Annotated in this window: 22 protein-coding genes; 10 read left to right on the top strand and 12 right to left on the bottom strand. The window is 43.3% G+C overall.

The genetic code is table 11. The features are described 5' to 3' along the window. Nucleotides 1-661 precede the first annotated feature (661 nt). On the top strand, nucleotides 662-1,207 hold the full coding sequence (locus F6J94_RS04315) for a peroxiredoxin (protein WP_293037206.1): 546 nt from the start codon (nucleotides 662-664) through the stop codon (nucleotides 1,205-1,207). A gap of 87 nt (nucleotides 1,208-1,294) precedes the next feature. Here F6J94_RS04315 and F6J94_RS04310 read toward each other — a convergent pair whose 3' ends face one another. The 5 genes from F6J94_RS04310 to F6J94_RS04290 form a co-directional block, all read right to left on the bottom strand. Beyond that, nucleotides 1,295-2,320 (bottom strand): DnaJ C-terminal domain-containing protein, encoded by a 1,026-nt coding sequence (locus F6J94_RS04310; RefSeq protein ID WP_293037209.1) that lies wholly within the window; start codon nucleotides 2,318-2,320, stop codon nucleotides 1,295-1,297. Nucleotides 2,321-2,648: 328 nt separating this feature from the next. Then, entirely contained in the window at nucleotides 2,649-3,938 is a 1,290-nt protein-coding gene (locus F6J94_RS04305; protein WP_293037203.1) for a glucose-1-phosphate adenylyltransferase, read from the bottom strand. A 497-nt stretch (nucleotides 3,939-4,435) separates the two neighbouring features. Further along, complete coding sequence (locus F6J94_RS04300) at nucleotides 4,436-4,588, bottom strand: hypothetical protein (protein WP_293018999.1); 153 nt, start codon at nucleotides 4,586-4,588, stop codon at nucleotides 4,436-4,438. A gap of 187 nt (nucleotides 4,589-4,775) precedes the next feature. Beyond that, entirely contained in the window at nucleotides 4,776-5,207 is a 432-nt protein-coding gene (locus F6J94_RS04295; protein WP_293037200.1) for a VOC family protein, read from the bottom strand. Next, nucleotides 5,204-5,524: a hypothetical protein gene (locus F6J94_RS04290; RefSeq protein ID WP_293037197.1), complete on the bottom strand. Its 321-nt coding sequence runs from the start codon at nucleotides 5,522-5,524 to the stop codon at nucleotides 5,204-5,206. Before F6J94_RS04290 ends, F6J94_RS04295 begins: the two co-directional genes overlap by 4 nt. A gap of 313 nt (nucleotides 5,525-5,837) precedes the next feature. Here F6J94_RS04290 and F6J94_RS04285 point away from each other — a divergent pair, with 313 nt between their 5' ends. Beyond that, nucleotides 5,838-6,602 carry a TIGR00297 family protein gene (locus tag F6J94_RS04285; RefSeq protein WP_293037195.1) on the top strand — a complete coding sequence of 255 codons (765 nt, stop codon included), beginning with the start codon at nucleotides 5,838-5,840 and terminating at the stop codon, nucleotides 6,600-6,602. A gap of 197 nt (nucleotides 6,603-6,799) precedes the next feature. Here F6J94_RS04285 and hetR read toward each other — a convergent pair whose 3' ends face one another. From hetR to F6J94_RS04270, 3 genes are all read right to left on the bottom strand, one after another. Beyond that, on the bottom strand, nucleotides 6,800-7,699 hold the full coding sequence (gene hetR, locus F6J94_RS04280) for a heterocyst differentiation master regulator HetR (protein ID WP_287247612.1): 900 nt from the start codon (nucleotides 7,697-7,699) through the stop codon (nucleotides 6,800-6,802). A gap of 294 nt (nucleotides 7,700-7,993) precedes the next feature. Beyond that, on the bottom strand, nucleotides 7,994-8,239 hold the full coding sequence (locus F6J94_RS04275) for a hypothetical protein (RefSeq protein WP_293018990.1): 246 nt from the start codon (nucleotides 8,237-8,239) through the stop codon (nucleotides 7,994-7,996). Nucleotides 8,240-8,814: 575 nt separating this feature from the next. Further along, entirely contained in the window at nucleotides 8,815-9,678 is an 864-nt protein-coding gene (locus tag F6J94_RS04270; RefSeq protein WP_293018988.1) for a PhnD/SsuA/transferrin family substrate-binding protein, read from the bottom strand. 60 nt (nucleotides 9,679-9,738) lie between these two features. Here F6J94_RS04270 and F6J94_RS04265 point away from each other — a divergent pair, with 60 nt between their 5' ends. Beyond that, nucleotides 9,739-10,641: a DUF3365 domain-containing protein gene (locus F6J94_RS04265; RefSeq protein ID WP_293018986.1), complete on the top strand. Its 903-nt coding sequence runs from the start codon at nucleotides 9,739-9,741 to the stop codon at nucleotides 10,639-10,641. Between the two features lie 318 nt (nucleotides 10,642-10,959). Here F6J94_RS04265 and F6J94_RS04260 read toward each other — a convergent pair whose 3' ends face one another. From F6J94_RS04260 to F6J94_RS04250, 3 genes are all read right to left on the bottom strand, one after another. Continuing rightward, on the bottom strand, nucleotides 10,960-12,231 hold the full coding sequence (locus tag F6J94_RS04260) for a serine/threonine-protein kinase (RefSeq protein ID WP_293018984.1): 1,272 nt from the start codon (nucleotides 12,229-12,231) through the stop codon (nucleotides 10,960-10,962). Nucleotides 12,232-12,309: 78 nt separating this feature from the next. Next, a complete protein-coding gene (locus F6J94_RS04255; RefSeq protein ID WP_293037192.1) occupies nucleotides 12,310-12,621 on the bottom strand; it encodes a hypothetical protein in 312 nt (103 codons plus the stop codon). Between the two features lie 71 nt (nucleotides 12,622-12,692). Then, nucleotides 12,693-14,300, bottom strand: a complete 1,608-nt coding sequence (locus F6J94_RS04250; RefSeq protein WP_293037189.1) for an adenylate/guanylate cyclase domain-containing protein — start codon at nucleotides 14,298-14,300, stop codon at nucleotides 12,693-12,695. 489 nt (nucleotides 14,301-14,789) lie between these two features. Between F6J94_RS04250 and F6J94_RS04245 the strand changes: the two genes are divergently transcribed. Both F6J94_RS04245 and F6J94_RS04240 read left to right on the top strand, forming a co-directional pair. Next, nucleotides 14,790-16,157, top strand: a complete 1,368-nt coding sequence (locus F6J94_RS04245) for an NAD-dependent succinate-semialdehyde dehydrogenase (protein ID WP_293037184.1) — start codon at nucleotides 14,790-14,792, stop codon at nucleotides 16,155-16,157. Between the two features lie 770 nt (nucleotides 16,158-16,927). After that, nucleotides 16,928-18,565, top strand: coding sequence for an acetolactate synthase large subunit (locus F6J94_RS04240; protein WP_367142158.1), 1,638 nt, complete (start codon nucleotides 16,928-16,930; stop codon nucleotides 18,563-18,565). Here F6J94_RS04240 and F6J94_RS04235 read toward each other — a convergent pair. Further along, nucleotides 18,548-18,736 carry a restriction endonuclease gene (locus F6J94_RS04235; protein ID WP_293037178.1) on the bottom strand — a complete coding sequence of 63 codons (189 nt, stop codon included), beginning with the start codon at nucleotides 18,734-18,736 and terminating at the stop codon, nucleotides 18,548-18,550. The two genes, F6J94_RS04240 and F6J94_RS04235, sit on opposite strands and share 18 nt — an antisense overlap. Nucleotides 18,737-18,851: 115 nt before the next feature. Between F6J94_RS04235 and F6J94_RS04230 the strand changes: the two genes are divergently transcribed. The 5 genes from F6J94_RS04230 (at nucleotide 18,852) to F6J94_RS04210 (ending at nucleotide 22,555) form a co-directional block, all read left to right on the top strand. Continuing rightward, nucleotides 18,852-18,989, top strand: a complete 138-nt coding sequence (locus F6J94_RS04230) for a hypothetical protein (RefSeq protein ID WP_293037175.1) — start codon at nucleotides 18,852-18,854, stop codon at nucleotides 18,987-18,989. A 494-nt stretch (nucleotides 18,990-19,483) separates the two neighbouring features. After that, the gene (locus tag F6J94_RS04225) at nucleotides 19,484-19,723 is read left to right on the top strand and encodes a hypothetical protein (protein ID WP_293037172.1); all 240 of its coding nucleotides are present in this window, start codon (nucleotides 19,484-19,486) and stop codon (nucleotides 19,721-19,723) included. 48 nt (nucleotides 19,724-19,771) lie between these two features. Beyond that, nucleotides 19,772-20,176 (top strand): T3SS effector HopA1 family protein, encoded by a 405-nt coding sequence (locus F6J94_RS04220; protein WP_293037169.1) that lies wholly within the window; start codon nucleotides 19,772-19,774, stop codon nucleotides 20,174-20,176. 2 nt (nucleotides 20,177-20,178) lie between these two features. Beyond that, entirely contained in the window at nucleotides 20,179-20,331 is a 153-nt protein-coding gene (locus F6J94_RS04215; protein ID WP_293018973.1) for a hypothetical protein, read from the top strand. Nucleotides 20,332-21,229: 898 nt separating this feature from the next. Beyond that, nucleotides 21,230-22,555, top strand: coding sequence for a hypothetical protein (locus F6J94_RS04210; RefSeq protein WP_293037166.1), 1,326 nt, complete (start codon nucleotides 21,230-21,232; stop codon nucleotides 22,553-22,555). The last annotated feature ends 24 nt before the right edge of the window (nucleotides 22,556-22,579 follow it).

The following is a 22,579-nucleotide window of genomic DNA, read 5'->3' as shown; positions in this document are numbered from 1 at the left end:
TAATTTATATTGGTGCGCATTACCTAGGCGATGGAATGCGCACCAATATAAATTAATTTAGACTATAGTTGGCCATTTTTTTTAGGTCATAACGGCAAACATAAAGGTGTCGATCACTATGTAAATAGTACCACTTAAAAACAAATATTATACAAACGACATAGTAATTTTTTTATCGTTCTGTTTAAACATAATTAATTTACTTGCTTTTTTTTTTGTTTTTTTAGAATAGTTAATGCAATAATTTATCTCTTTATATCCCCATAAACATCACTATTATCGCCAATGTGTGAGAGCGGCTTTCCTTCTCCAGTAGGCTTTATAGCCTTCATTATCGCCCCCCAGGAAGTTTTAAAACTTACTTTGTAAAAATTTTTGTTTATTTTGAAAAACTATTTGCGTTCTTTAGTCCCCATGACTAGAGATGAGTTAGAACAAGCTCTAGTTGATTGTTGTAATTTTTTGACTAAAGAAGAGATAACAAAATTTTTTTATTATTGTTGTTATTGTAACTAAGTTAAGTGCAAACTGCTATAAGTCCTGGTGGTTTATGGGTAGCGATCGCCCTTCTTTGCCTGAACTAGCCACAGTTAAGGGTGCCTACAGGTAAACTATAACAGTAACCATAAACTATTCCCTGTCTAGGACAATTGAACCCCTGATGCTCACAGACCTTAACTTTAGTGGCTTAATCAATCAGCGCTTCTTCCACAATTTTGTGCCTGTACCAGCAACTAACGCGCTACAACTCGGAGCAAGGACACCTGATTTTGAGCTACCAGATATTACCAATAACCGTCAGACCAAATTATCCGATTATCAGGGCAAACAACCAGTCATCTTGGCATTCACCCGCATTTTCACAGAAAAGCATTACTGTCCCCTGTGCTTCCCTCACATCAAAAACATCAATGAAAACTACCAACGTTTCACTGAGAAAGGAGTTGAGGTGTTAATGATTACAAGTACAGATATCAGGCAAAGCCAACAAGTTGTTAACGATCTCAGTTTACGAATGCCACTTCTGAGCGACCCCAACTGTGGCACCTTTCGCGCCTATAACCTTGGTCAAGCACTGGGTGCTCCCCTACCTGGCCAATTTCTTTTAGATCAGCTAGGAAAACTCCGCTTTCAACATCTATTTTCTTTTCTCAATCCAAATGCCGAAGTAGAGACACTGTTAAATGCCATCGACACCCTCTTATGAGGTACAGTCAATTGTCTTACCCCTACTCCCTACTCCCATTAACCCAGGACGAAAGTTCCTCACCCCATTGAGCACTGCTAGATATAATCATAGTCGAACTTGGGACAAGTGACTCCGGGGATTGAAGCGGCGACTTTCACGGATTTTTTCATAATACTCCCGCTCCTGATTGGTCAGGTTTTTCGGAGTTACTATCGTAATTCGCACTAACTGATCACTACGTCCACCCTTAGGTAAAGACCAGCCTTTACCCCGCAGCCGCAGAGATTGACCAGAACGAATACCAGCAGGAATATTCATACTCACAGAGCCATCTGGAGTTGGAACCTCAATTGACCCACCCAAAACGGCTTCATCTGGTGTGATTGGCACTTCGCAAACCAGATTCTCACCATCGAACTCAAAGAAAGAGTGAGATTTGAGTTCTACTTTCAAATACAAATCTCCCTTTTGCTGATTCAGAGGGTTGACCTGACCCTTGCCTCGCACCCGAATACGACTACCGGGTTTGGCACCAGGGGGAATCCTAACAGTTATAGTTTCACTACCTAGGCTGAAACGTTTTTGGACACCATTAAAGGCTTCAGACCAACTGAGGCTAATGGTTGCTTCCCGGTCAGCACTTGCTCCCGTAGTGTTGTTAAAGCCCGAGGTGCTGCTATAGCCACTAAAACCACCAAAATCATTAAACCCATTAGAGTTAGAAGTACTTGTACGGTAGGAGTAGCTATGACTACTTCTGCTTCCACCACCGGGCGCACCAGTGCTAAAGCGACCTAACAATTCATTAATGAACTCGTCAAAGCTGCCGTACTGGCTAAAATCAAAGCCACCAACATCAACACCGACTCCACTACCACCAGACCATCCTTGTCCCGCTTGCTTCCAGTACTGACCAAATTGATCGTATTTCTTCCGTTTGTCCGAGTCAGATAACACTTCGTAGGCTTCATTGACTTCCTTAAAGCGAGCCTCGGCTTGTTTGTCCCCAGGATTCAGGTCTGGGTGGTACTTCCGGGCCAAACGGCGAAAGGACTTTTTAATGTCATCAGCACTAGCAGTTTTGCTGACTCCTAGGATGGAGTAATAGTCTTTGAAGTCGGTCGCAGCCATCAAGAGTTTCTCCTAATCGTCTAAGATCGTAACGGGTAAGTTATTGCCCTTGGATTATGGTTTATCTACCTCAACGCTAGGGTAACAAAGGTTTCAACTAAACTTAGTTCGGTTCTTCCTCACTGGTGCGATCGCAATTTCCGTACATGTTAAATACTCTGTCAAGGCTGTTTTCAGGGTTAGGGCAAGGTCTTCGGTAGCAAGGTGTTAGGCTAATGCTTGTAGTAATTAATGCCTAGGCTAAGCATGTCTAATCCCTATCCCTAGGGTAAGTTTGCCTAGCGCCTAATTTTGATGTAGATGAACTTACCGTTTCCACCCCATAGGACTAAATCACGGCTCCATGGGGAATTACGGCATTTTTGAGCACTACAACAATGCCATTACGAATATAAAATCCCTCGCTTTCGCAGTTGGCTTCTTCTACACGATCCTTGTTGAATATTTTGACATTGTTACCGATACAAGCATTTTTATCGATAATTGCACGACGAATAACAGTATCCTTACCAATCCCTAAAGTCACTTGGCCTTGTTCTTGGGCTGATAGACGTTCTGTTAAAGATTGATAGTAGTCAGCCCCCATAATTAAAGAGTCCTCGATAACTGTTCCAGCTTCCACTCGCGATCGCAATCCCAATACCGAGTTATTAATGCGGCAGTCTTTGAGAATACACCCTTCCCCAATAATTGACTCTGTTACCCGACAGTCTAAAAGCTTTGAGGGCGGTAGATAACGAGCCCTGGTGTAAATCGGAGCATCTTCCTGATAAAAGCTAAAGGATGGCTTAGGTTGACGAGTCAGGGATAAGTTAGCATTGTAGAATGCCTCAATAGTGCCGATATCTTGCCAATAATCATTAAATAAGTAAGCTTGAATGTTATACTTTTGCATCGAGGCTGGGATAACTTCGTTACCAAAGTCTGTGTGCTCAGAATTAGCTTCGAGGAGTTCTTTCATCACTGCTTTACTAAAGACATAAATCCCCATAGAAGCAATATAAGGACTATTTCTGGCTTGTTCTGGTGTCAGTCCAAGCACAGTAGTATCCACTTGCATTTGTTTAAGCAATTCCCCTGTAGGTTTCTCGCGAAAGTCAATCACCTTGCCCCGATCATCAATTTGCATCAAGCCAAAGCTAGATGCCCGTGTCTCATCAATAGGCACAACCGAAAGAGTAATATCCGCTCTAGTGTCCCGGTGACGTTGGACAAATAAGCGATAGTCCATCCGGTAGAGGTGGTCTCCTGATAGAATTAGGTATTCATCAACATCCCAGCCATCAAATAACCAGAGATACTGACGAACCGCATCTGCTGTTCCCTGAAACCAGCTTGGGTTTTCGGCAGTTTTTTGGGCTGGTAAAATTTCAACAAACCCTTCTGTCAAGCCAGAGAAATTATAGGCGCGGGTAATGTGGCGATTGAGAGATGCTGAGTTAAATTGGGTTAGGACATAGATTTTGTAAATCTCAGAATTAATGCAGTTACTGACAGGAATATCGATCAAGCGGTATTTACCTGCCAATGACACCGCTGGTTTAGCCCGGGGCTTGGTTAAGGGATATAAGCGGCTTCCTGCACCACCGCCGAGAATGATTCCTAAAACTTTTTTCACAAAACACCTCTGAAAGGCTCATGCCTGAACAACTCCAGTCTCTGATCGGTTTGGGGCAGTTTTCAAGGGGGCTAAGCCAGTACTTTATTATAAATGCAAAGTTTTCGAGAAGTCTATGTAAAATCCCTAGTTAGCGCCACAGTAAGTTCGGTACTTTCCCGGTGAACAGTAGTAGGTCAAGGGGAAGAGAATAAAATCGCTGGGTCAAATTAATTGGGGAAAGGTTTTAAGACAAATTGAAACCCGGTCGGGCATTTGTATTGCCAGAGGATGGATAACTCAGATGGATACCTATACCAGTGGGTGTCCGGAATCCCTTTAGCCAATTCCTATAGACCCAAACCCGAAGCCAATTCTGATGCAGCTATCCCTAATTAGCAATTGGTACTAGCTATTGCTATAGATAACTAACTAAACATTTTGAATCACTATAGCAAACGTTACTCTTCTCCCCCCGCTGTTTTGGGGGGCTAGTTGTGATTCTCAATCAGCTCAAGTTATGACCCTGGGTCATTATCGGTAATTTCAAGGGTGACAGGAGTAAGTTCAGTATCTTCGGGATAGTTGGTTTCGTCATCTGTGGCTGTAACAGTGTGAGTGATGGTGCCGGGGTGAACACCTTCAGGAGTGCCATCATCTATAACCCGCACCGTCACAGATCCAAAGCACAGTTTATGCCTGTGGAAGTTATAGGGACTTGGTATCAGTAGTTCCAGTCAGCTTAGCAGAAAAAACCCCTTACTGAGTAAGGGGTTTTTTCTACTTTTATCAACCTTCCTGTTAATCAACCCTTCTTGGGTTTTTTCCCTGTTTTAGAATTGCTGAAAAGGATTTGGATTAAACGCGATCGCCAATTTCTGCCAACTCACGTCCACCAAAAATTGCTGAACCATCAGAGTAGAACTTAAACTCCATTAAGTTATAAAATGGATCTTGGAGGAAAAAGGTGCGATGCTCTGTAAGTTGACCGGGAAAGCGAGTCTTGGGTTGCTCGTAGAAGGGTAATTCTTTTTGTTGAGTACGGGAAAGTAAGGCTTCCCAATCAGCCAGGGATGTAAAAACTAACCCGAAATGTCGAGGATAAATACCCCGCTGAGGTGTCAGGGGTTCTTTGGTTAGGTGAGCCACGAGTTGATGACCGTATAAATTCAGAATCACGGCATGGCGAGATTCTCTACCGATTTCGCAGCCAAGTCCATCACCGTAGTAGATTTTAGTTTGCTCAAGGTCGGTAACGGGAAATGCGAGATGAAATAGCACTGGTTTCATAAGTTTTGGTTTGAAGGGAAAACTGTTGAAGGTTTTGACAGTTGAACGCGCACGCGTGGCCTTTTGGCCAAGGTTTTAAAGTTTGAAGGTTGAACGCGCACGCGTGGCCTTTTGGCCAAGGTTTTGAAGGTTGAACGCGCACGCGTGGCCTTTTGGCCAAGGTTTTGAAGGTTGAACGCGCACGCGTGGCCTTTTGGCCAAGGTTTTGAAGGTTGAATGTTTAAGGTTGTTCTTGCCCAGGGATCTCTTGTAGGGTAGGTTGAACGCGCACGCGTGGCCTTTTGGCCAAGGTTTTGAATAAATTCAACTTTATTCAAGAATCTGAACTAATCTGGTATCCGATTGCTTCAGTAGTGTGCTTTGTTGTTGGTTTTTTGGATAATGGGGAATAGGCAATGAGTAGTGGGGTAATGGCTCAGAAGCAATCACAATTACCAATTACTTATTACCACTTCTAGCAATTATCATACTGATGAGGTACACAAGATTTTTTAGCATTCTCCCCATACCCTCGCCCGATAACCCTACTCCCTACTCCCTACTCCCTAAAACCCAGGAATTTGTACCTCACCCAATTGATAACTGCTAGAGCAATTATCAATTACCAATTACCAATATAACTATTTTGCTATGCTTGATGATATTCTTTCTTTAAATCCTTGGCTAGTTGCTGTTGGAGTGAACACAGTTTTCCTAGCCATGGTATGGATTGCTCCCAAAAAGTTACTCACTGCTGCTGGGATTGTCCACGCTTGGATATTAGGGGTACTGATTTGGGGTACTCTGAGTTGGCCAGGTTACACAGTAGTTGGATTTTACTTTTTGGTAGGGTCTGGTGTCACCCGCATTGGTATGGCGCAAAAGGAAGCGGCAGGAATTGCGGAAAAGCGTTCCGGTGCTAGGGGACCAGAGAATGTTTGGGGTTCAGCACTTACTGGAGCGATTTGTGCTTTGGGTACCCTAGTGGTGGATGCTCCTTACCAGGAGTTATTGTTACTGGGCTATGTCGCTAGTTTTGCTACTAAGTTGTCCGATACCACTGCCAGTGAGGTGGGTAAGGCTTACGGCAAACGGACTTTCCTGATTACTACCTTACAGCCAGTAGCCCGGGGAACAGAAGGAGCTGTAAGTCTTGAGGGAACCCTAGCTGGAGTAATTGCATCAGCTGCGATCGCATTTGTGGGTTGGGGCGTTGGTTTGGTTAACTTGACAGGAGTATTTTTCTGTGTTATTGCTGCCTTCATCGCCACCAATCTGGAGAGTGTAATTGGTGCGACACTACAATCTAAATTAGAATGGCTGACCAATGAAGTCGTGAATATTATTAATACGATGATTGGTGCGATCGCTGTTGTGCTGTTAGCTCTAGCATGGCACTGGATCAGCCAGGTATGAAGCATGAAGCATGAAGCATGAAGCATGAAGTATGAAGTGTTAATTGCGAAGCATGAAGTGTTAATCGTGAAGTATTAAGGATGAAGGATGAAAACATACAACTTGCTAAGCAACTAATCAATCTAATAAATTGAGATAGCGTTAGACTTCCGACTTCCGAGTTCCCACTTTATACTTCATACTTCATACTTCATACTTTATTCAGATTTTGGTCCAAAGACCATCTGTAGAACCATTGGTTCACCATCATCCCGGTGATACCTATCTGCCCACTGGCGGATAATTTCATCTAACTCTTCCATGGCCTGATTGATTTTCTCTGGCGGGATATCTAGTTCCTCCAACCCTCGCATGACTTGCGGCTGACGCTCTGCCCAGTTTCTCATTAACCGGAAGTATCGCGCTGTTTCGTCAATCATGGTGTAGGTGCGGGCTTTGTCATCTACTGGCGAGTAATATGCATTGGTTAGAGCGTAGTAGGGTAAGCCACCGGTGTGATCGATTCTGGTGACAGTTCCTGAATAGGTTAAGCGACGCTTGATGTGTTCAGCTAGAGCTTCACTCAATGGTAGACGTCGCTCTGGTGGTAAGTCTTCTTGAGATCTCCGGTGGAGAAATTCTATTAATTCAAAGAATTGTAAGGAATTAATGATCTGGGCATCCGGCAGGTGATCTGGCAGCTTGATCTCAAGATTGCGCTTTTCTTCCAAGTCAAGGCTGGTGCCATTGATACGAGATTGCCCTGGTTGCCAGGGATAGTGTTCCATCCAGACATAGGGAAACTGAATCAGATAGCGAGGTTCCTGAGACCCCAGCATCTTGAGCAGTTTCCCTTCTGTTAACGCTTGTCGAACTTCCTCAACAATGACCTTTACCCGCTTTGGCTCAATGTGATGCAAATGCCCAGTCATGCGGATATTGCCATCTTGCTCCAGATAGGTCATGTAAATGGCACATTTGGCAGCGGTTGCTGCTGCATCTAAAAACGCCCCATGTCGGTGTCCACTCGTCCGCAGGGCGCTGAAAGCCAGGTATAGCATGATCTGATCCATTGCACTGGGGCTTAGGGTTTTGATCAGATCGGATTGGTTGATCATCTTAGGGGCAATCACATCTACTTCCGTTGGTTATCAAGCTTATTTAGTTTCATTTTTCCACACTAGAACTAACTCACTGTCATCGAAGAAAGCGAGCTGAGGTTGCTTGGCAGAAAATTGACGAATTAAGAGGCACCCTAATCATGTCTTTTCCAATATATTATATAAAATAAGTCAACTACAAGTACACTATATTGAATTAGCACTTTCCCACTGTAGCCCGCTACTCGTACCCAACAGTGGGATTGAAATGCAGCCAGATATGCCATCAAACTGAATCCAGTCAGTTGACTCTCACACAAGAGACAGACGTCCGCTACCACGATGGGCGATCAGGGTAGTTGGAATTACTGGTGATGAGACAAATTTGTGGTTTTCTTTTCTTCCATAAGAAAAAATTTGTCCTGTTTGCTCTACTAAACTGGGACAATCATTACTATAGTTTAGTGGTGCATTTGAGCCATGGGCAATCATCGGTAAATTAACCCCAAACCAGATGGTTAAAACAGTAATTAAAGCAATAGGAGTGTAAATTCGCATAACCGATATCCGTATCAATGTTCCTCTAATTACTGATACATCTTGCTCGGTAATGGTTCAGGAAAAAATATAAACTATAAGCGAACTTTAAAAAAAGACCGATATTTTAAATTTATAGTTAAATTATTTATTTAAAAAAAATATAGTTGAATAAATTATGTCAAGCTAGCGAATCTAAGGCGGGGGCGCGGGTATTGTGGGGCGGGGGCGCGGGTATTGTGGTAATTATGGAGATTTTATTAGAATTTTTGCCTAATTGCATGCATTGAGATGCACCCAATGTAATCCTTATCATATAAAGATTATTCTAATCTTAATAAGTTATTTATTTACCGCCATGAATCTTATTGAGCGAATTATGATGGCAATTACCTTTACTAAAAATAAAGATAGGTAATACTGCTGATTATATTAAATAACTGCAAACTTGCTAAGTATGCAAAGGCGATTACCTAGCAACTATTCACATTGCCAACCGCTTATGTAGCAATCCTAAATTATTTGTTAAAAATCCCCAATGGTAATATAATCGATTCTCTTCCGCTACTGCCGGTTTATCCCCTTGTTTGGAAGTTTTACAACTCAAATGGAAGGCTGTATAAAGGGAATGGTTTTTCTTGAATCCGTTCGGCAATCGGTCTAACCTTCTGAACCACCTCAATTAAGTAATCATAATCAGGTGCTTTAGCATTGGGGATGTATCCTGCTGATGCTGCCATGCTGCTGGAGGCAGATTCTAGTGCCTTGTGGATCTCCTGTTGTAGATTTCTCTCGACTGTTGGTCCGATCAGGATAGAACCGCTGGGAATTTTATGAGAATCTATATATAAAATCCGGAACCTGGTTTGACTATAGTCTAGGCGGTAGCGTTCCAACTCTTCTAAAGACAACGCTCCAGCGACTACCTCCTCAGAGGCAATCCACTCTAAGACTTGTTTTGGTGTGGGGGCAAAACGCACTTCCGCTAGGGTCAGACCGTAGAGATTGTAGATTGGCAGATAATATCCTGTGGCAGAACCGGGTTGACCTAAAGCAATGACTTTGCCCGCTAGTTCAGTCAAGTGTTGGATCGGGCTTTCGAGTTCTACTACGATGACTGAGCGCGACTTTTTGACTCCTTGGAGAGGTAGCACTGGTATGTACTGTGCCTCAGCAATGGCGATGGCTGCTAAACCAGGAGGAGCAAACACGATAGACAACTTGCTCTGCTTAATCAAAGTTAGTGCTCTGCGCTCGTTGTACATCGGTTCTAATTCTATAATCATCTTAAGTCGAGCACCAAGATATTCGATTAGCTTTGAGTATCGCTCTATGAAGCGATAGCTTTCCCCGTAACTTACGATCCCAATACTTAATTTCCCTAGCCTAGGGGTATCCGGTGAGTTACAAGCTGTAAAAATCAATATAAGATTCAACAAGAATAGACGGCGGTAAAACATAATTAATTACCTTAAGAACTAAAACAGCTGTGGCACTAATGATACTATGGGAGATGGCTAATGTTAAAAAAACTTAATTTAGGAATCAAGGTAAACTTACTATTGCTATCGATTTTTATAGGACTTGTACTGACTGGTGGGTTGGTTTTGTCTCAACTTTTAGAAGGCTATGCCGAAAAACTCGTAACTGACCAAGCCCTAATTCTGATCGAAACCATGGGTTCGGTGCGGGAGTATACCAATAATCAAGTGAATCCAGAATTAGCTGATCGATTAGAAAATGAAGACAGATTTTTACCCCAAACAGTACCTGCTTATTCAGCTCGTGAAGTTTTTGAAAATTTACGTAAACGTGAGCAATATCGTGATTTTTTCTATAAAGAAGCGACCCTTAATCCAACTAACCTCAGAGATAAAGCTGATAGTTTCGAGACTGAAATCGTGGAGAGTTTTCGACAGCAGCCATATCTAACAGAAAAAACCGGTTTTCGCTCTCTTCCTAGTGGAAAAATTTTTTATGTTGCCCGTCCTCTCGCCGTTTCTGAAAAAAGCTGTTTACGATGCCACAGTACTCCTGAAGCCGCCCCTGCTAGCCAAATTGCTACCTACGGTGATCAGCATGGTTTTGGTTGGAAGCTCGATGAAATTGTTGGGGCAAAAATTGTATCAGTGCCAGGGTTTAAAATCTTTAATTCTGCTAAGCAGTTACAGGTATTGGTGATTGGGATTATTACTGGTTTTTTCCTGGTAGCCATCTTGCTGATTAATCGTTTCCTCAAGGTATCGGTGACCAAACCTCTTAAGCAGATGGCTCAATTAGCTAAGGAAGTGAGTACTGGCAATATGGCTGGAGAATTTGACCATGATTCAGATGATGAAATTGGTATACTCGCCAAATCTCTGAATCGGATGAAAGTTAGTTTAGAAATGGCGATGAATATGCTGAATTCAGAAACTAATTAGTAATCCCAAATTACTAAATGCTTGCTAAGCTGATGGCTGAATGATTACTAAGTATTACTTATATAGCACTACCCATTGAGATTAGGACATTGTCTTGATGCAATAGCGAGTGGTTTGAATTTACCGTAAGATAGGGTCGCCTTATTAAAAAATATTTAACCCTTTTCTGCATAACCTGCTAACTATAAAGGCTCCACTATCTAAGGTTTTGTCTCCGGGGAAACCCCCAAGACCGCGCTGCATCGCTCCTAAACTCCGAAACGTGAGTCTAGCTGACTTCTGACTTCTGACTTCTGACTTCTGACGCTAAGCGTAGCGCTATAACTGACCCGATGACATTAAACGCCGTTGAAAGTCTTGGGCATATTTTTGATTGGGAATTTGTTGAGATAAAGCTTTTACAAATTCTTGGGCGGAAGAGTTAGGATGCTGGACAAGAGTACGCTGGCAGACAATGGTAGCCATCGGGCCAATTAACTCAGCGAGTTCCTGTTGGCAAAGAGCTACAAAATTGGGGTCTAGTAAATTACTATTCCGATTAGGGGCAGAAGAAATTGGCAGTGGTGTAGGACTAACCCAGGGTTGAGTTGTACTGGCTGGCCGTCTTGGGGAAGAACCATTACTGATTCTTGACTTATGGCTTTTTGTTTCTTTGGAGGCTTGGCTAGTTTTGGTATGGAAAGGTATCTTGGTGGGATACAACGCATTGTTAATATCTACTAACTGCTGATAAATTTCTTCAGCAGTTTGGGGACGCTGATTGGGTAAACGAGCCATCAGATAGTCGAGGAAATCTGCCAGTTGTGGCAAAATATTCAGAACACTGTCGTGCCAGCTTAACTCATCATTATAGGATTCATAAAATTTACTCGGGTCTTGACCAGTGAGTAGATAAACAAAGGTGCGCCCCAAAGCAAAAAAGTCTGATTGGGGGACTGCCTGACCGTTAAGCTGCTCTAGTGGTGTATACCCTGCGGAAACTACCCCTGTTACCATACCAGTGGCTTTTTTGGTCACAAAGGTACCTGTAATTTCCCGGGCAGTGCCAAAGTCAATTAACACCAGTTGTCCATCTGTCCTGAGCATAATGTTAGAGGGCTTGATATCCCGATGGAAAAAGTTATGACTGTGTACTGCCTGTAAGATGGCAGCTAGCTGGATCAGCCACCGAATGGCAATTTTCTGGTCAATGGGAGCACCCCGCTTTTGGATGTATTGCTTTAGATTCAATCCTTGAATCTTTTCCATCACCAGACAATGAACTGGCTCGTCCCTGTCTCTGGGGTGGACTGTGAAGTAGGCATCAGGTTCTACTTTGGGAATGCCACTATTCTCTAGTCGGGCGAGAACTTCGGCTTCTCTTTGGAATAGTTCAATATACTTGGGACTATTCTTAATTAGAACTTTCAGGACTCTAGGGTTGCCTTGAGGATCAACAATTTCATAGGTTTTGCCAAAACCGCCACTTCCCAGTTGACTGATCACTCGATAGCGCCCTTCCAGCAACAACTCAGAATTACAACTCTGACAGAATAGTTTACTGTCAGGGTTGCGGGGATTTGAGCAGTTGGGATTAATGCACAGACTCATCTGAATTAGCTGGTACAGGACTTAGGCATCGAATCAGTAGAGTTCTAGCAACAGTCAATTTTGGCTAGGTATCTATATTTACTTATCGGCTGAGCCGTGCCAATTTATGCACCAACCATGACACAACAAGTTATACACATGATATTTTAAAGGGCTATTTGGATTTTGGGTTTCCAACTTGACCAGATGGTGGTTTGGTGGTTTGGTTGAAGGTGGTTTGGTTGAAGGTGGTTTGGTTGAAGGTGGTTTGGTTGAAGGTTGTTTGGTTGAAGGTTGAAGGTTGAAGGTGGTTTGGTTGAAGGTTGAAGGTGGTTTGGTTGAAGGTTGAAGGTTGTTTGGTTGAAGGTTGAAGGTTGAAGGTTGAACGCGCACCCGTGGCCTTTTGGCCAAGGTGGTTTGGTTGCAGGTTGAACGCGATCGCGTTCAACATTCAACCTTTAACTTTTATAGCTTCCCTGGAATTAAGTATCCCACCTTAGGCGGTACAGTTGGAGGGGCTGGTCTTTACCTTTAACCTTAACCGGGGACATTTTTTCCAACGGTAGAGTTTTATCCCTCAGCTTGTCGAAGGTGCTTTGGGAAATTAGAATCTCTCCCTCCTGAGCAGCACTACAGATGCGGCTAGTAACATTGGTAGTGTCACCGATAGTAGCGTATTGAATCAGCTTCTGTGAACCGATATTACCTGCTGCGACTTTGCCAGTATTGAGTCCAATGTGGATTTCAATCTCTAAATTGCGCCGCTGGAACCAATCCTGATTTAGGTGAATAACTGCCCGTTGCATTGCGATCGCAGCTTGGACGGCTCGGTCAGCATCGTCCGGTTGGCAATAGGGGGCTCCCCACACAGCCAGTAAGGCATCGCCAATATATTTTTCTAAAGTGCCTTCGTATTTAAACACAATATCCTCTACCATCACCTGGAAGTACTCATTGAGCATCTCAATTACTTGGCGTGGCTTCATCCGAGAGGACATTTGGGTAAATTTACTGATGTCGGCAAACAGAGCGGTTACTTCGGTATCTATAATTTCCAAGTGGCCTTCTTCCTTGAGCTTTTTACTCACAGCTTCTGGAAAGAAAAGCTCAAATTTACTCCGCATTACTGCTTCTTCCTGCATCTTCTGGTAAAGTTGAGCATTGTCAATTGCGATCGCAGCTTGGTTAGCCAGAGCCGTCAAAAACTCCAAGTCTTCTTGAGAATAAATATTGGCTCTAGACAGATTGTCCGCATACAATACCCCAATCACTTCCTCTCTTGGTTTTAGGGGTACGCACATGGAGGCATGGATTTCTTGCTGGAGCACTGACTGGGAATTACTGAATCGTTGGTCAATGGCAGCATCAGCAATTAAAACCCCATCCCCCTTCTGGTGTACGAAATTGGTGATTCGTTTGCTATAAAATCGCTCATGGGTGGGTATGCCTGTTCGGGAGTTGACAGCTTTTTCCTCTAGCATTCCCGTGTCTTGATTAACCATGAGGATGATTGCCCGGTCTACATTCATAATCTCGAACAGCAGGTCAAGAATTTTTCTCAACAAGTGATCAGGCTCATCGGGAGAGGAAAGTTGCTTACTCACCTCCAATAAGATTTTTAACTTGTCTACTGAGCGTTGACCTGTATCTTGCTCTCGCAGCTTCAGGGCTGAGCCTTTATAAGTTAAACTGTCATGGTGCAGTAATTCCTGAATTTCGACACGGGTTTGTTCTGGGGATAACCTGCTGACAATCGAAAAGTTGGAATCATTATCCTTCAAGATATTTGGGGTGATTCTGCCATCATCACTCACAAATTCAAAGATTACACTGCCCAGACGTATTAAGTCTCCGTCTTTGAGCTCACACTGGTCAATTTTGGCGTCATTAACAAACGTGTGATTTAGGCTACCTAAGTCTTTTAGGATAACCCGATCATTCGTGAGTGTGACCTGAGCATGATGACGGGAAAGACTTTTATGAATTACGGTAATACTATTATTTATTTCCCGTCCTATGGTATTGGCTCCACTGCTCAATTTATAACTTTCTTGGTTATTCGGCTCTGATTTAGCAATTAAATACGGCACAATCTAGCTCTCGTCATTAGTTTCTATATCAGAGTATAATCTAAATTATAAAACTACTAATTTAAGGTTCTAGGATCTAGGTTTAATGGCTAAGGGTATTATGATAAGCCTATGAAGCGCGCCTTTTTTAGCAAGGAGGTAATCAAATGCCCCTGTTTTAACTAATACCTAATACCTGACACCATTACCCTAAGCTCTAATCCCTAACCCCTAAGCTCTAATCCCTAACCCCTAAGCTCTAATCCCTAATCCATAGAATTGGGTTGATAACTGTTTTAAAAACTGGTGAGATAAATTTTGTGGTAGTAGGATAAAACTTGAGATTAGGTTAACACTTCCTTGACTGGTAGTTTCTAGGGCAATGGGTTGAGGCTTTTTAAAAGTATATCAAACTATTAAGCCATTTTGGCAAAAATAAGTCATAGTCTATATAATTAGTTATAATCAAATAATTGGAAGTACTATCCCCATTGGGGGGAGGAGGAAGCCATGGGGATCGCTACAGTTAACCCAGCAACCGGGGAAACCATCAAAACCTTTGAGCCAGAGAGTCCGTCGTCCATTGCGACCAAGCTAGCAATTGCCCAAGAGGCGTTTGAGCAATACTGCCAAACATCAATGGAGCAAAGAGCAGAGTGGCTAAACGCAGCGGCGGAGATTGTAGAGCGGGATCGAGTCAAATTCGGCGAGCTGATGACCACGGAGATGGGAAAACCCCTCAAAAGTGCGATCGCAGAAGCGCAAAAATGTGCTTTGGTTTGTCGGTACTACGCTGAACACGCAGCTGAATTCCTCGCAGATGTCCCAGCCTCTACCGATGCCACCCAAAGCTTTGTGCGCTACCAACCTCTAGGAGTAATTCTAGCAGTCATGCCCTGGAATTTTCCATTTTGGCAAGTCTTCCGTTTTGCTGCTCCAGCATTGATGGCAGGAAATGTGGGGTTGCTCAAACATGCCTCTAATGTGCCTCAATGCGCCTTAGCCATTGAGCAAATCTTTGCTGAAGCAGGATTTCCGGAAGGGGTGTTTCAGACCTTACTGATTGGTGCTGACCAAGTAGAGCCAGTAATTCAGGATCCACGGGTCAAAGCTGCCACCCTAACTGGTAGTGAGCTAGCAGGAGCTGCTTTAGCGGCTGCGGCTGGGACACAAATCAAGAAAACTGTCCTGGAACTAGGGGGAAGTGACCCGTTTATTGTCCTAGAAAGTGCCGATTTAGAAGCAGCAGCTACTACGGGTGTGACTGCTAGGATGCTCAATAACGGTCAATCGTGTATTGCAGCGAAACGGTTTATTGTGGTGGACGCAGTAGCCGATGAATTTCAGCAACGCCTACTGGAAAAATTCCAAGCCCTGAAAGTGGGAGATCCCATGGCGGAAGATACGGATATTGGCCCGTTGGCAACCCCTGGTATTCTTAGAGACTTAGACCAACAGGTACAAGCCTGCATTGAACAAGGGGCAAAGGTTCTTATCGGTGGCCATCCTTTAAGCGATCGCGCTGGTAACTTCTACCCCCCCACAATTCTAACTGACTTCCCATCAGGCACTCCAGCTGATAACGAAGAATTTTTTGGCCCTGTTGCCCTATTGTTTAGAGTTCCGGATATTGATGCTGCTATTAAGCTTGCCAATTCCACAGTATTTGGATTAGGAGCCAGTGCCTGGACAACCAATGAGGAGCAAATCCCCAGGCTGATTGATGAACTTGAAGCTGGAGCAGTTTTTATCAATGGCTTAGTCAAATCCGACCCCCGTTTACCCTTCGGTGGGATCAAACGTTCTGGGTATGGGCGAGAACTAAGCATTCAAGGGATACATGAGTTCGTAAACATCAAAACTGTTTGGGTGAAGTAAAAATTCTAGGTATTAGGCTAAAACCATTAGTAAGCATATGCGCTATGCGCACGCTGCTTGAGGTGCTATCAGCTATCAGCTATCAGCCTATGCGCTACTTGAGGTGCTACTTGAGGTGCTATCAGCCTTGCTTATGGGTCAAGTCCCAGCGTCGAAGCCTGTGCCACACTAGTTGAGGTACTTTTGAATAAAATAAGCTGACAGCTGACGGCTGACTGCTGAATGCTTACAACCATTAGCCTATAGCAATTCTATTTAAATCCTGAACAGTGACAGTTACTACTGACGGATTCTCCGACTCAGGAATCAGGAATCAGGAATCAGAACTATTCTTAAAATTAACCTTGTTGGTGAAGCTATCTGTGTATCCGTCTCTATCCCTGTGGTGCTGGTGAAGGGGAAAATAAAAAGTTTTTAGGTAAAATTTTTAACTTTTTTATATCAACTTTTTACTGTTAACTTTTATTAAAGTTACCCAGATAGAAGCCAGAATGGCCATACAACTCAGTACTCTGCTTCTTTCATGGTTATCAAAAGCTTATCAAAAGCTACTTTAACATTGCCCCAACCCCACTTAACTTCTGATAAATTGGCATACACCGGATATCAAATGCTAAATCTTTTGTCATGAACTAATAACAAATATGGACGAAAGCTAATAGAAAAAGCTAAAAAGGAATCTCAAAATAAATCTAAAAATTATTTTTTACAATCAAAGATTATTTTGATACCAAAAACCTATATACCAGGGATGATTAGATATGGGTGACATGAATACCGCTGAACTATTGGTACATTGCTTAGAAAACGAAGGAGTCGAGTACGTTTTTGGACTACCTGGAGAAGAAAATCTCCATGTTCTAGAAGCTCTCAGACATTCTTCAATTCAATTTATTACCACTCGTCATGAACAGGGAGCAGCCTTTATGGCAGACGTTTACGGACGGCTGACAGGAAAGGCTGGAGTTTGCCTGTCTACCCTTGGTCCAGGGGCAACTAACTTAATGACTGGGGTTGCTGATGCCAATTTGGATGGAGCACCCCTAGTAGCAATCACTGGTCAGGTGGGAACGGACCGGATGCATATTGAGTCCCACCAGTACTTGGATTTGGTGGCAATGTTTGCTCCAGTGACTAAGTGGAACCGGCAAATTGTTCGCCCTGATACGACAGCAGAAATTGTCCGTAAAGCGTTTAAACTCGCTCAGACCGAAAAACCAGGAGCGGTACACATAGATTTGCCAGAAAACATTGCGGCTATGCCAGTCAATAGTCAACCCCTAGGCAAAGATGGTCGGGAAAAAACCTTTGCGTCTTTCCGTAGTTTGGGTAAGGCAGCTGTGGCAATTTCTAAGGCAAAAAATCCCCTAATCTTGGCGGGTAATGGCGCAATTCGTGCTGGTGCTGCTGAAGCCTTAACCGAATTTGCCACCCGGATGAATATTCCAGTGGTCAATAGCTTCATGGGTAAAGGGTGTATTCCTTATACTCATCCCCTGGCCTTGTGGACTTTGGGATTACAACAACGAGACCACATCACCTGTGCTTTTGAGCAATCGGATTTGGTGATTGCGGTGGGATATGATTTGATTGAATATTCTCCCAAAAAGTGGAATCCAGAGGGCAAGATTCCGATTATTCATATCGGTGCCAGTCCAGCAGAAATTGATAAAAGCTACATTCCTTTAGTGGAGGTAGTGGGGGATATTTCTGACTCTCTCAAGGAAATTATGAAGCAGGGAGACCGGGAAGGTAAACCGATACCATCCGCTGCTGAACTTCGGTCGGAAATCCGAGAGGACTACGAACAGTATGCTAATGATGAAGGTTTTCCGATCAAGCCACAAAAACTGATCTATGACCTACGCCAGGTCATGGAACCAGAAGATATTGTGATCTCTGATGTAGGAGCTCACAAGATGTGGATGGCTCGTCAGTATCATTGTGATTGTCCCAATACCTGTATCATTTCTAATGGTTTCGCAGCGATGGGGATTGCTTTGCCAGGAGCACTAGCGGCTAAGCTGGTTTATCCGGATCGGAATATCGTGGCAGTCACTGGTGATGGGGGCTTTATGATGAATTGCCAGGAACTTGAAACAGCACTCAGAGTAGGGACTGCCTTTGTGACACTGATTTTCAATGATGGTGGCTATGGCTTGATTGATTGGAAGCAACAAAATCACTTTGGTGAGTCGGCTTTCGTGAATTTTGGCAATCCAGATTTTGTCAAATTTGCTGAAAGTATGGGACTAAAAGGCTATCGTGTCAATTCAGTGGATGAGTTGATTCCTATCCTACGAGAAGCATTAGCTCAAGATGTGCCTGCGGTGATTGATTGTCCGGTGGATTATGGCGAAAACCTGCGCTTTAGCCAAAAGACTGGTGGTTTAACTTGCAAGATTTAATGTTATTTGGATTGGAGGTTGGAGGTTGGAGGTTGAAGGTTGAACGCGATTGCGTGGCCTTTTGGCCAAGGTTGAAGGTTGGAGGTTGAAGGTGGAAGGTGGAAGGTGGAAGGTTGAAGGTTGAAGTTGGAAGGTTGAAGGTTGAACGCGATTGCGTGGCCTTTTGGCCAAGGTGGAAGGTGGAAGGTTGAACGCGATTGCGTGGCCTTTTGGCCAAGGTTGAAGGTTGGAGGTTCTAATCTTCCAGTTGTGAACCCTCTGTTCCCTGTTCCCTGTTCCCTCAACAGTGAATAATTTTCAACCTACCCTACAAGGGATGCCAATAGCGAACAACCGCTTAACCTTCAACTGCTTAACCTTGGCCTTTGGCCACGCAATCGCGTTCAACCGGTTAACTTTCAACCTTCAACCTCCAACTGATTAACCTTCAACTTGTTAACCTTAAACTTGTTAACCTTAAACAAACCTTTGGGCCACAATGGCGAGACAGCAGGAATTTATATAGTTATCTTATTAAATACAACTAGGTTGGTTTCAACAACCAATCATTGCATCAAGAAATTTGGCACTAGAGAGTTGATCCAGGAAGAATAGGTGAAGGATTTTACTCTGGATTTGCAAAGTCTACTTTATCCTTCGCCAAACCTCTAGGGTTTAGGAAAAAAACTATTCCTAACTGGGACGAAAAACTGCTTTACTGGCTGCGGAAGGAATAACTAAACTTTGGGCGATATATATATGATTGCCCTGATGTTTAATGCCTATCCATAATGGTCATTACTGGATTGATTCTCTAGAGCTAATTTTACCCAACCAAATTAAACCTTTTGAAAAGGGAGAGTACTCAATATGGATGAGATGGAAATTTATAATTAGCGTCCTGCTGGTTCTGCTCTGTTTTCAACTTCGGAAAGCTTTATGGATTCCATCAAAGATTTGGACTTCATGACAGATGTGTCAGAATATCAGGTCGACAAGATTGAAGGAGGCGAAGACAACAGACACCCTCGCATTATTCCCAAAGACTTTGTCGGCGCAGGCCAGCCTTTTCTCATTAGTAATGAGGTGGATTTAGAACGAATCGCGATCGCTAAAAACGGTGGTACTGCAATCGTTAATCAAAACGTTAACATTTTCAACCTGTTCATAATTCTCTGAACTCACTTGTCCTAGCCGTATTCCTGCCTAAGTCCTAAGGTTTTGATTATGCAATTACTGGATGCTTTACGAAATCAACGACTGGATTCTTCTATACCTGGATTGTTTGATGTTTTTTATGATATTCTTAACAATGTTCAGATTCAATCTAATTTCTATATTACTCATCCAAAGTACAAACCCCTGGAACTTCCAGATGAAGTGGTGCCTCTGTTTACCAAGCAGCTGTTACCAGGACTGGCTCTATCAGAAGAACCGGATTATAAATTTACGCCTAAAGAAGATTTTGGCATGAATCGCTGCCAAATTGTTGCTAATGCGTTACTAGAAGCTTGGCTACAAGGTCACGACTCCCCAGAAGGTCGGATGAATTTTATCCTCCACAACTTTTCTTTGCTTGGAATTGATCTGAAGCGTCCTTACTTGAATGCTAACTCTAAGGATATTTATTAAAGATGGTTTGTAAGCTATCAGCTTATGCGCTACGCGCACGCTACGCGAACAGCTATAGCAAAGGGAACAGGGAACAGGGAACAGGGAGTAGGGAACAGGGAACAAACATTCTCTCAATTGATTTAGGATTGCTATATAGCGCTACGCGCTACTAATGGTGCTACTTGAGGTGCTTTTGAATAAGCGATGCAGAGGTGCGACCCGTGGCGAATTTAATTACGGGTCAAACGCACCATTACGGTCTTGGGGGTTTCCCCCAAGACCGCGCTGCATCAAGACAAGAGGTAAGCATTCGTTAGGTCACAGGCTAGAAGCCTGTGCCACATAGAAGCCTGAGCCTGTGCCACATAGAAGCCTGTTTTATATATGGGTTGTCAACCATTTCTGGCAGGAATTGGCAAAAGGTAAGAGGGAAAAAGCAAGAGGGAAAAGAAATCCAGAGTTTTATTGGAAAATAATAAACGACTTCCTAGATTTACATCTCATTTGTAAACCCTATAGTCACACAATTACAACTGATATACCACTAATTAGAGAAATAAAAAGTTTATAAACATTGCGGATAGGAATAAGCTTAGTGGGGAAGTACTCAGTATAATCAGAACAGGGTAAAATAGATCAGCAACTCCAGCTTTTTACCACTCTTTGATGGTACGGGTGAATAGTTGAACTCGTTCAATTGTTGGCTGCTACGTAGGCATATGCGCTACGCGCAGGCTACGCCAACAGCTAATGGGCTACGCGCACGCTACTTGATGTGCTTATGGGCTATGGGCAAGCTACACCGAACAGCTTTTGAATGAAAGAAGTAAGCATTCGTTTAATCTCCGTTCCCTTCCCCCAGGGAGGAATTCATCGTCTTTGGCTTTGAGTCCGTTGAACTCGTCAGCCGGATAGCTTGTTTTAAGCTGACCACTGACGACTGATAGCTGTTCGCGTAGCGTGCGCTTCGCGCATATGCTTACGTAGTACACCCTAAACGAACGGGATGTGTCTAATCAAAACAACCTAATGTGCATCTACCTTAAATAGAAATTTTGGATAAAAGCAGAAATGGCACGAAGAATTTGGTCATTAGGTCAAAGTTTATTAGCTGGCAGTCTTTTGAGTCTGCTTTGGATGGAGTCAGCAGTAGCTGAAACTCAGGAACTAAATCGGGCAGACGTATGCAGAATCAATCACCCGGTGACGGTGGAACTGTTTCGAGAAGAATTCAAGTCACGCAAAGCTACTCAGGACGATTACTTAAAACCTGAAAATGATTGGATTAAGACACAAAGGAGTTCTTTGTCAGAACTAATATTTAATGAGGGTTCTGTAATTCGAGTTGATGAAAATTCAAAGTTTCGTTTCGAGAATGGAGATAGCATATATAAATTGAATGGATACCAAAAATCTGCTTGTCTAGACAATAAGTTCATTCAAACTGATGGAGTTTTTTCTTCAACGGAAGTAGTCCTGACTGAAATCATATTTGTTCTTCAGGAGGGCAAGGCTTTAGCTATGGCTCCCTCTAATAGTATCAGTACTCAGGTTCAAACCCCACAGAGTCGTATTGATATTCTAGCTCCTGAAACTTCTGTTTCAACTCCTGGCTTACTTCAGCCACGGGAAAAAGGTACTGCAGTGGTGGTAGAGCATCGCGACAACATAACTAGTGTATTTGCCCTGACGGATGGCGACATTACAGTCTCTACTTTAGACGGTAAAAGCTCCAAGAAATTACTGGGTGGAGAAAAGGTTGATGTTGAGGACGGCACAGTGGGACAGGTTGAAGAATTTGACTTACAGGAGTTTTACCAGACCGAGCCATTAGCATCGGATCTAGGACCATTAGCATTGGATCTAGGACCAGAAGGCAACAATTCTTTCCAAGAGTCAACACCTCCAGACGTTAAAAGAACGGTCAATGACGTTCAAGATGAAACCTTGGCTGCCCTGAGAAGGCAACAGGTTGCCTCTAAAATCTCTTTTCGGGATGATGCTCTAAGAGGTAGGGACAGCTTCTTTGAGAGTGAGGATAATTTCCTTCGGGACAATGATGGTCTAACAGGGCAAACTTCCTCTGACATTATTAATCCAGTAGTTACCGATGGCATTTTTGTCAGGACAGGTGGAGATCTGGCCACCTTCACAGATGTGCAGGGTAACGTAACTCCCATTACTTTGGATTTTGATGATGACCCCACCATCACAATTGATGGCAATGGTGGGATCTCCAACAATGCTGGTCTCAGTGGGAATAATGCCTCAGGCACTGTGATTAATCCAGATGGTACCGCCACCCGCATTGAAATTTTTGGCGTGAACGGTGATGAACCTCCTGAGAATGTGCCGTTCCAGGGTACCTTGACTGACGGCATTGCTCCTGACCGCTAAGAATTGTTAGCAACTGAAGAATTG

The organism is Moorena sp. SIO1F2 (genome assembly GCF_010672755.1).
Lineage (GTDB): Bacteria > Cyanobacteriota > Cyanobacteriia > Cyanobacteriales > Coleofasciculaceae > Moorena.
Note: the sequence above shows the minus strand (reverse complement) of the source record. Positions and strands in the feature narration are given on the sequence as shown.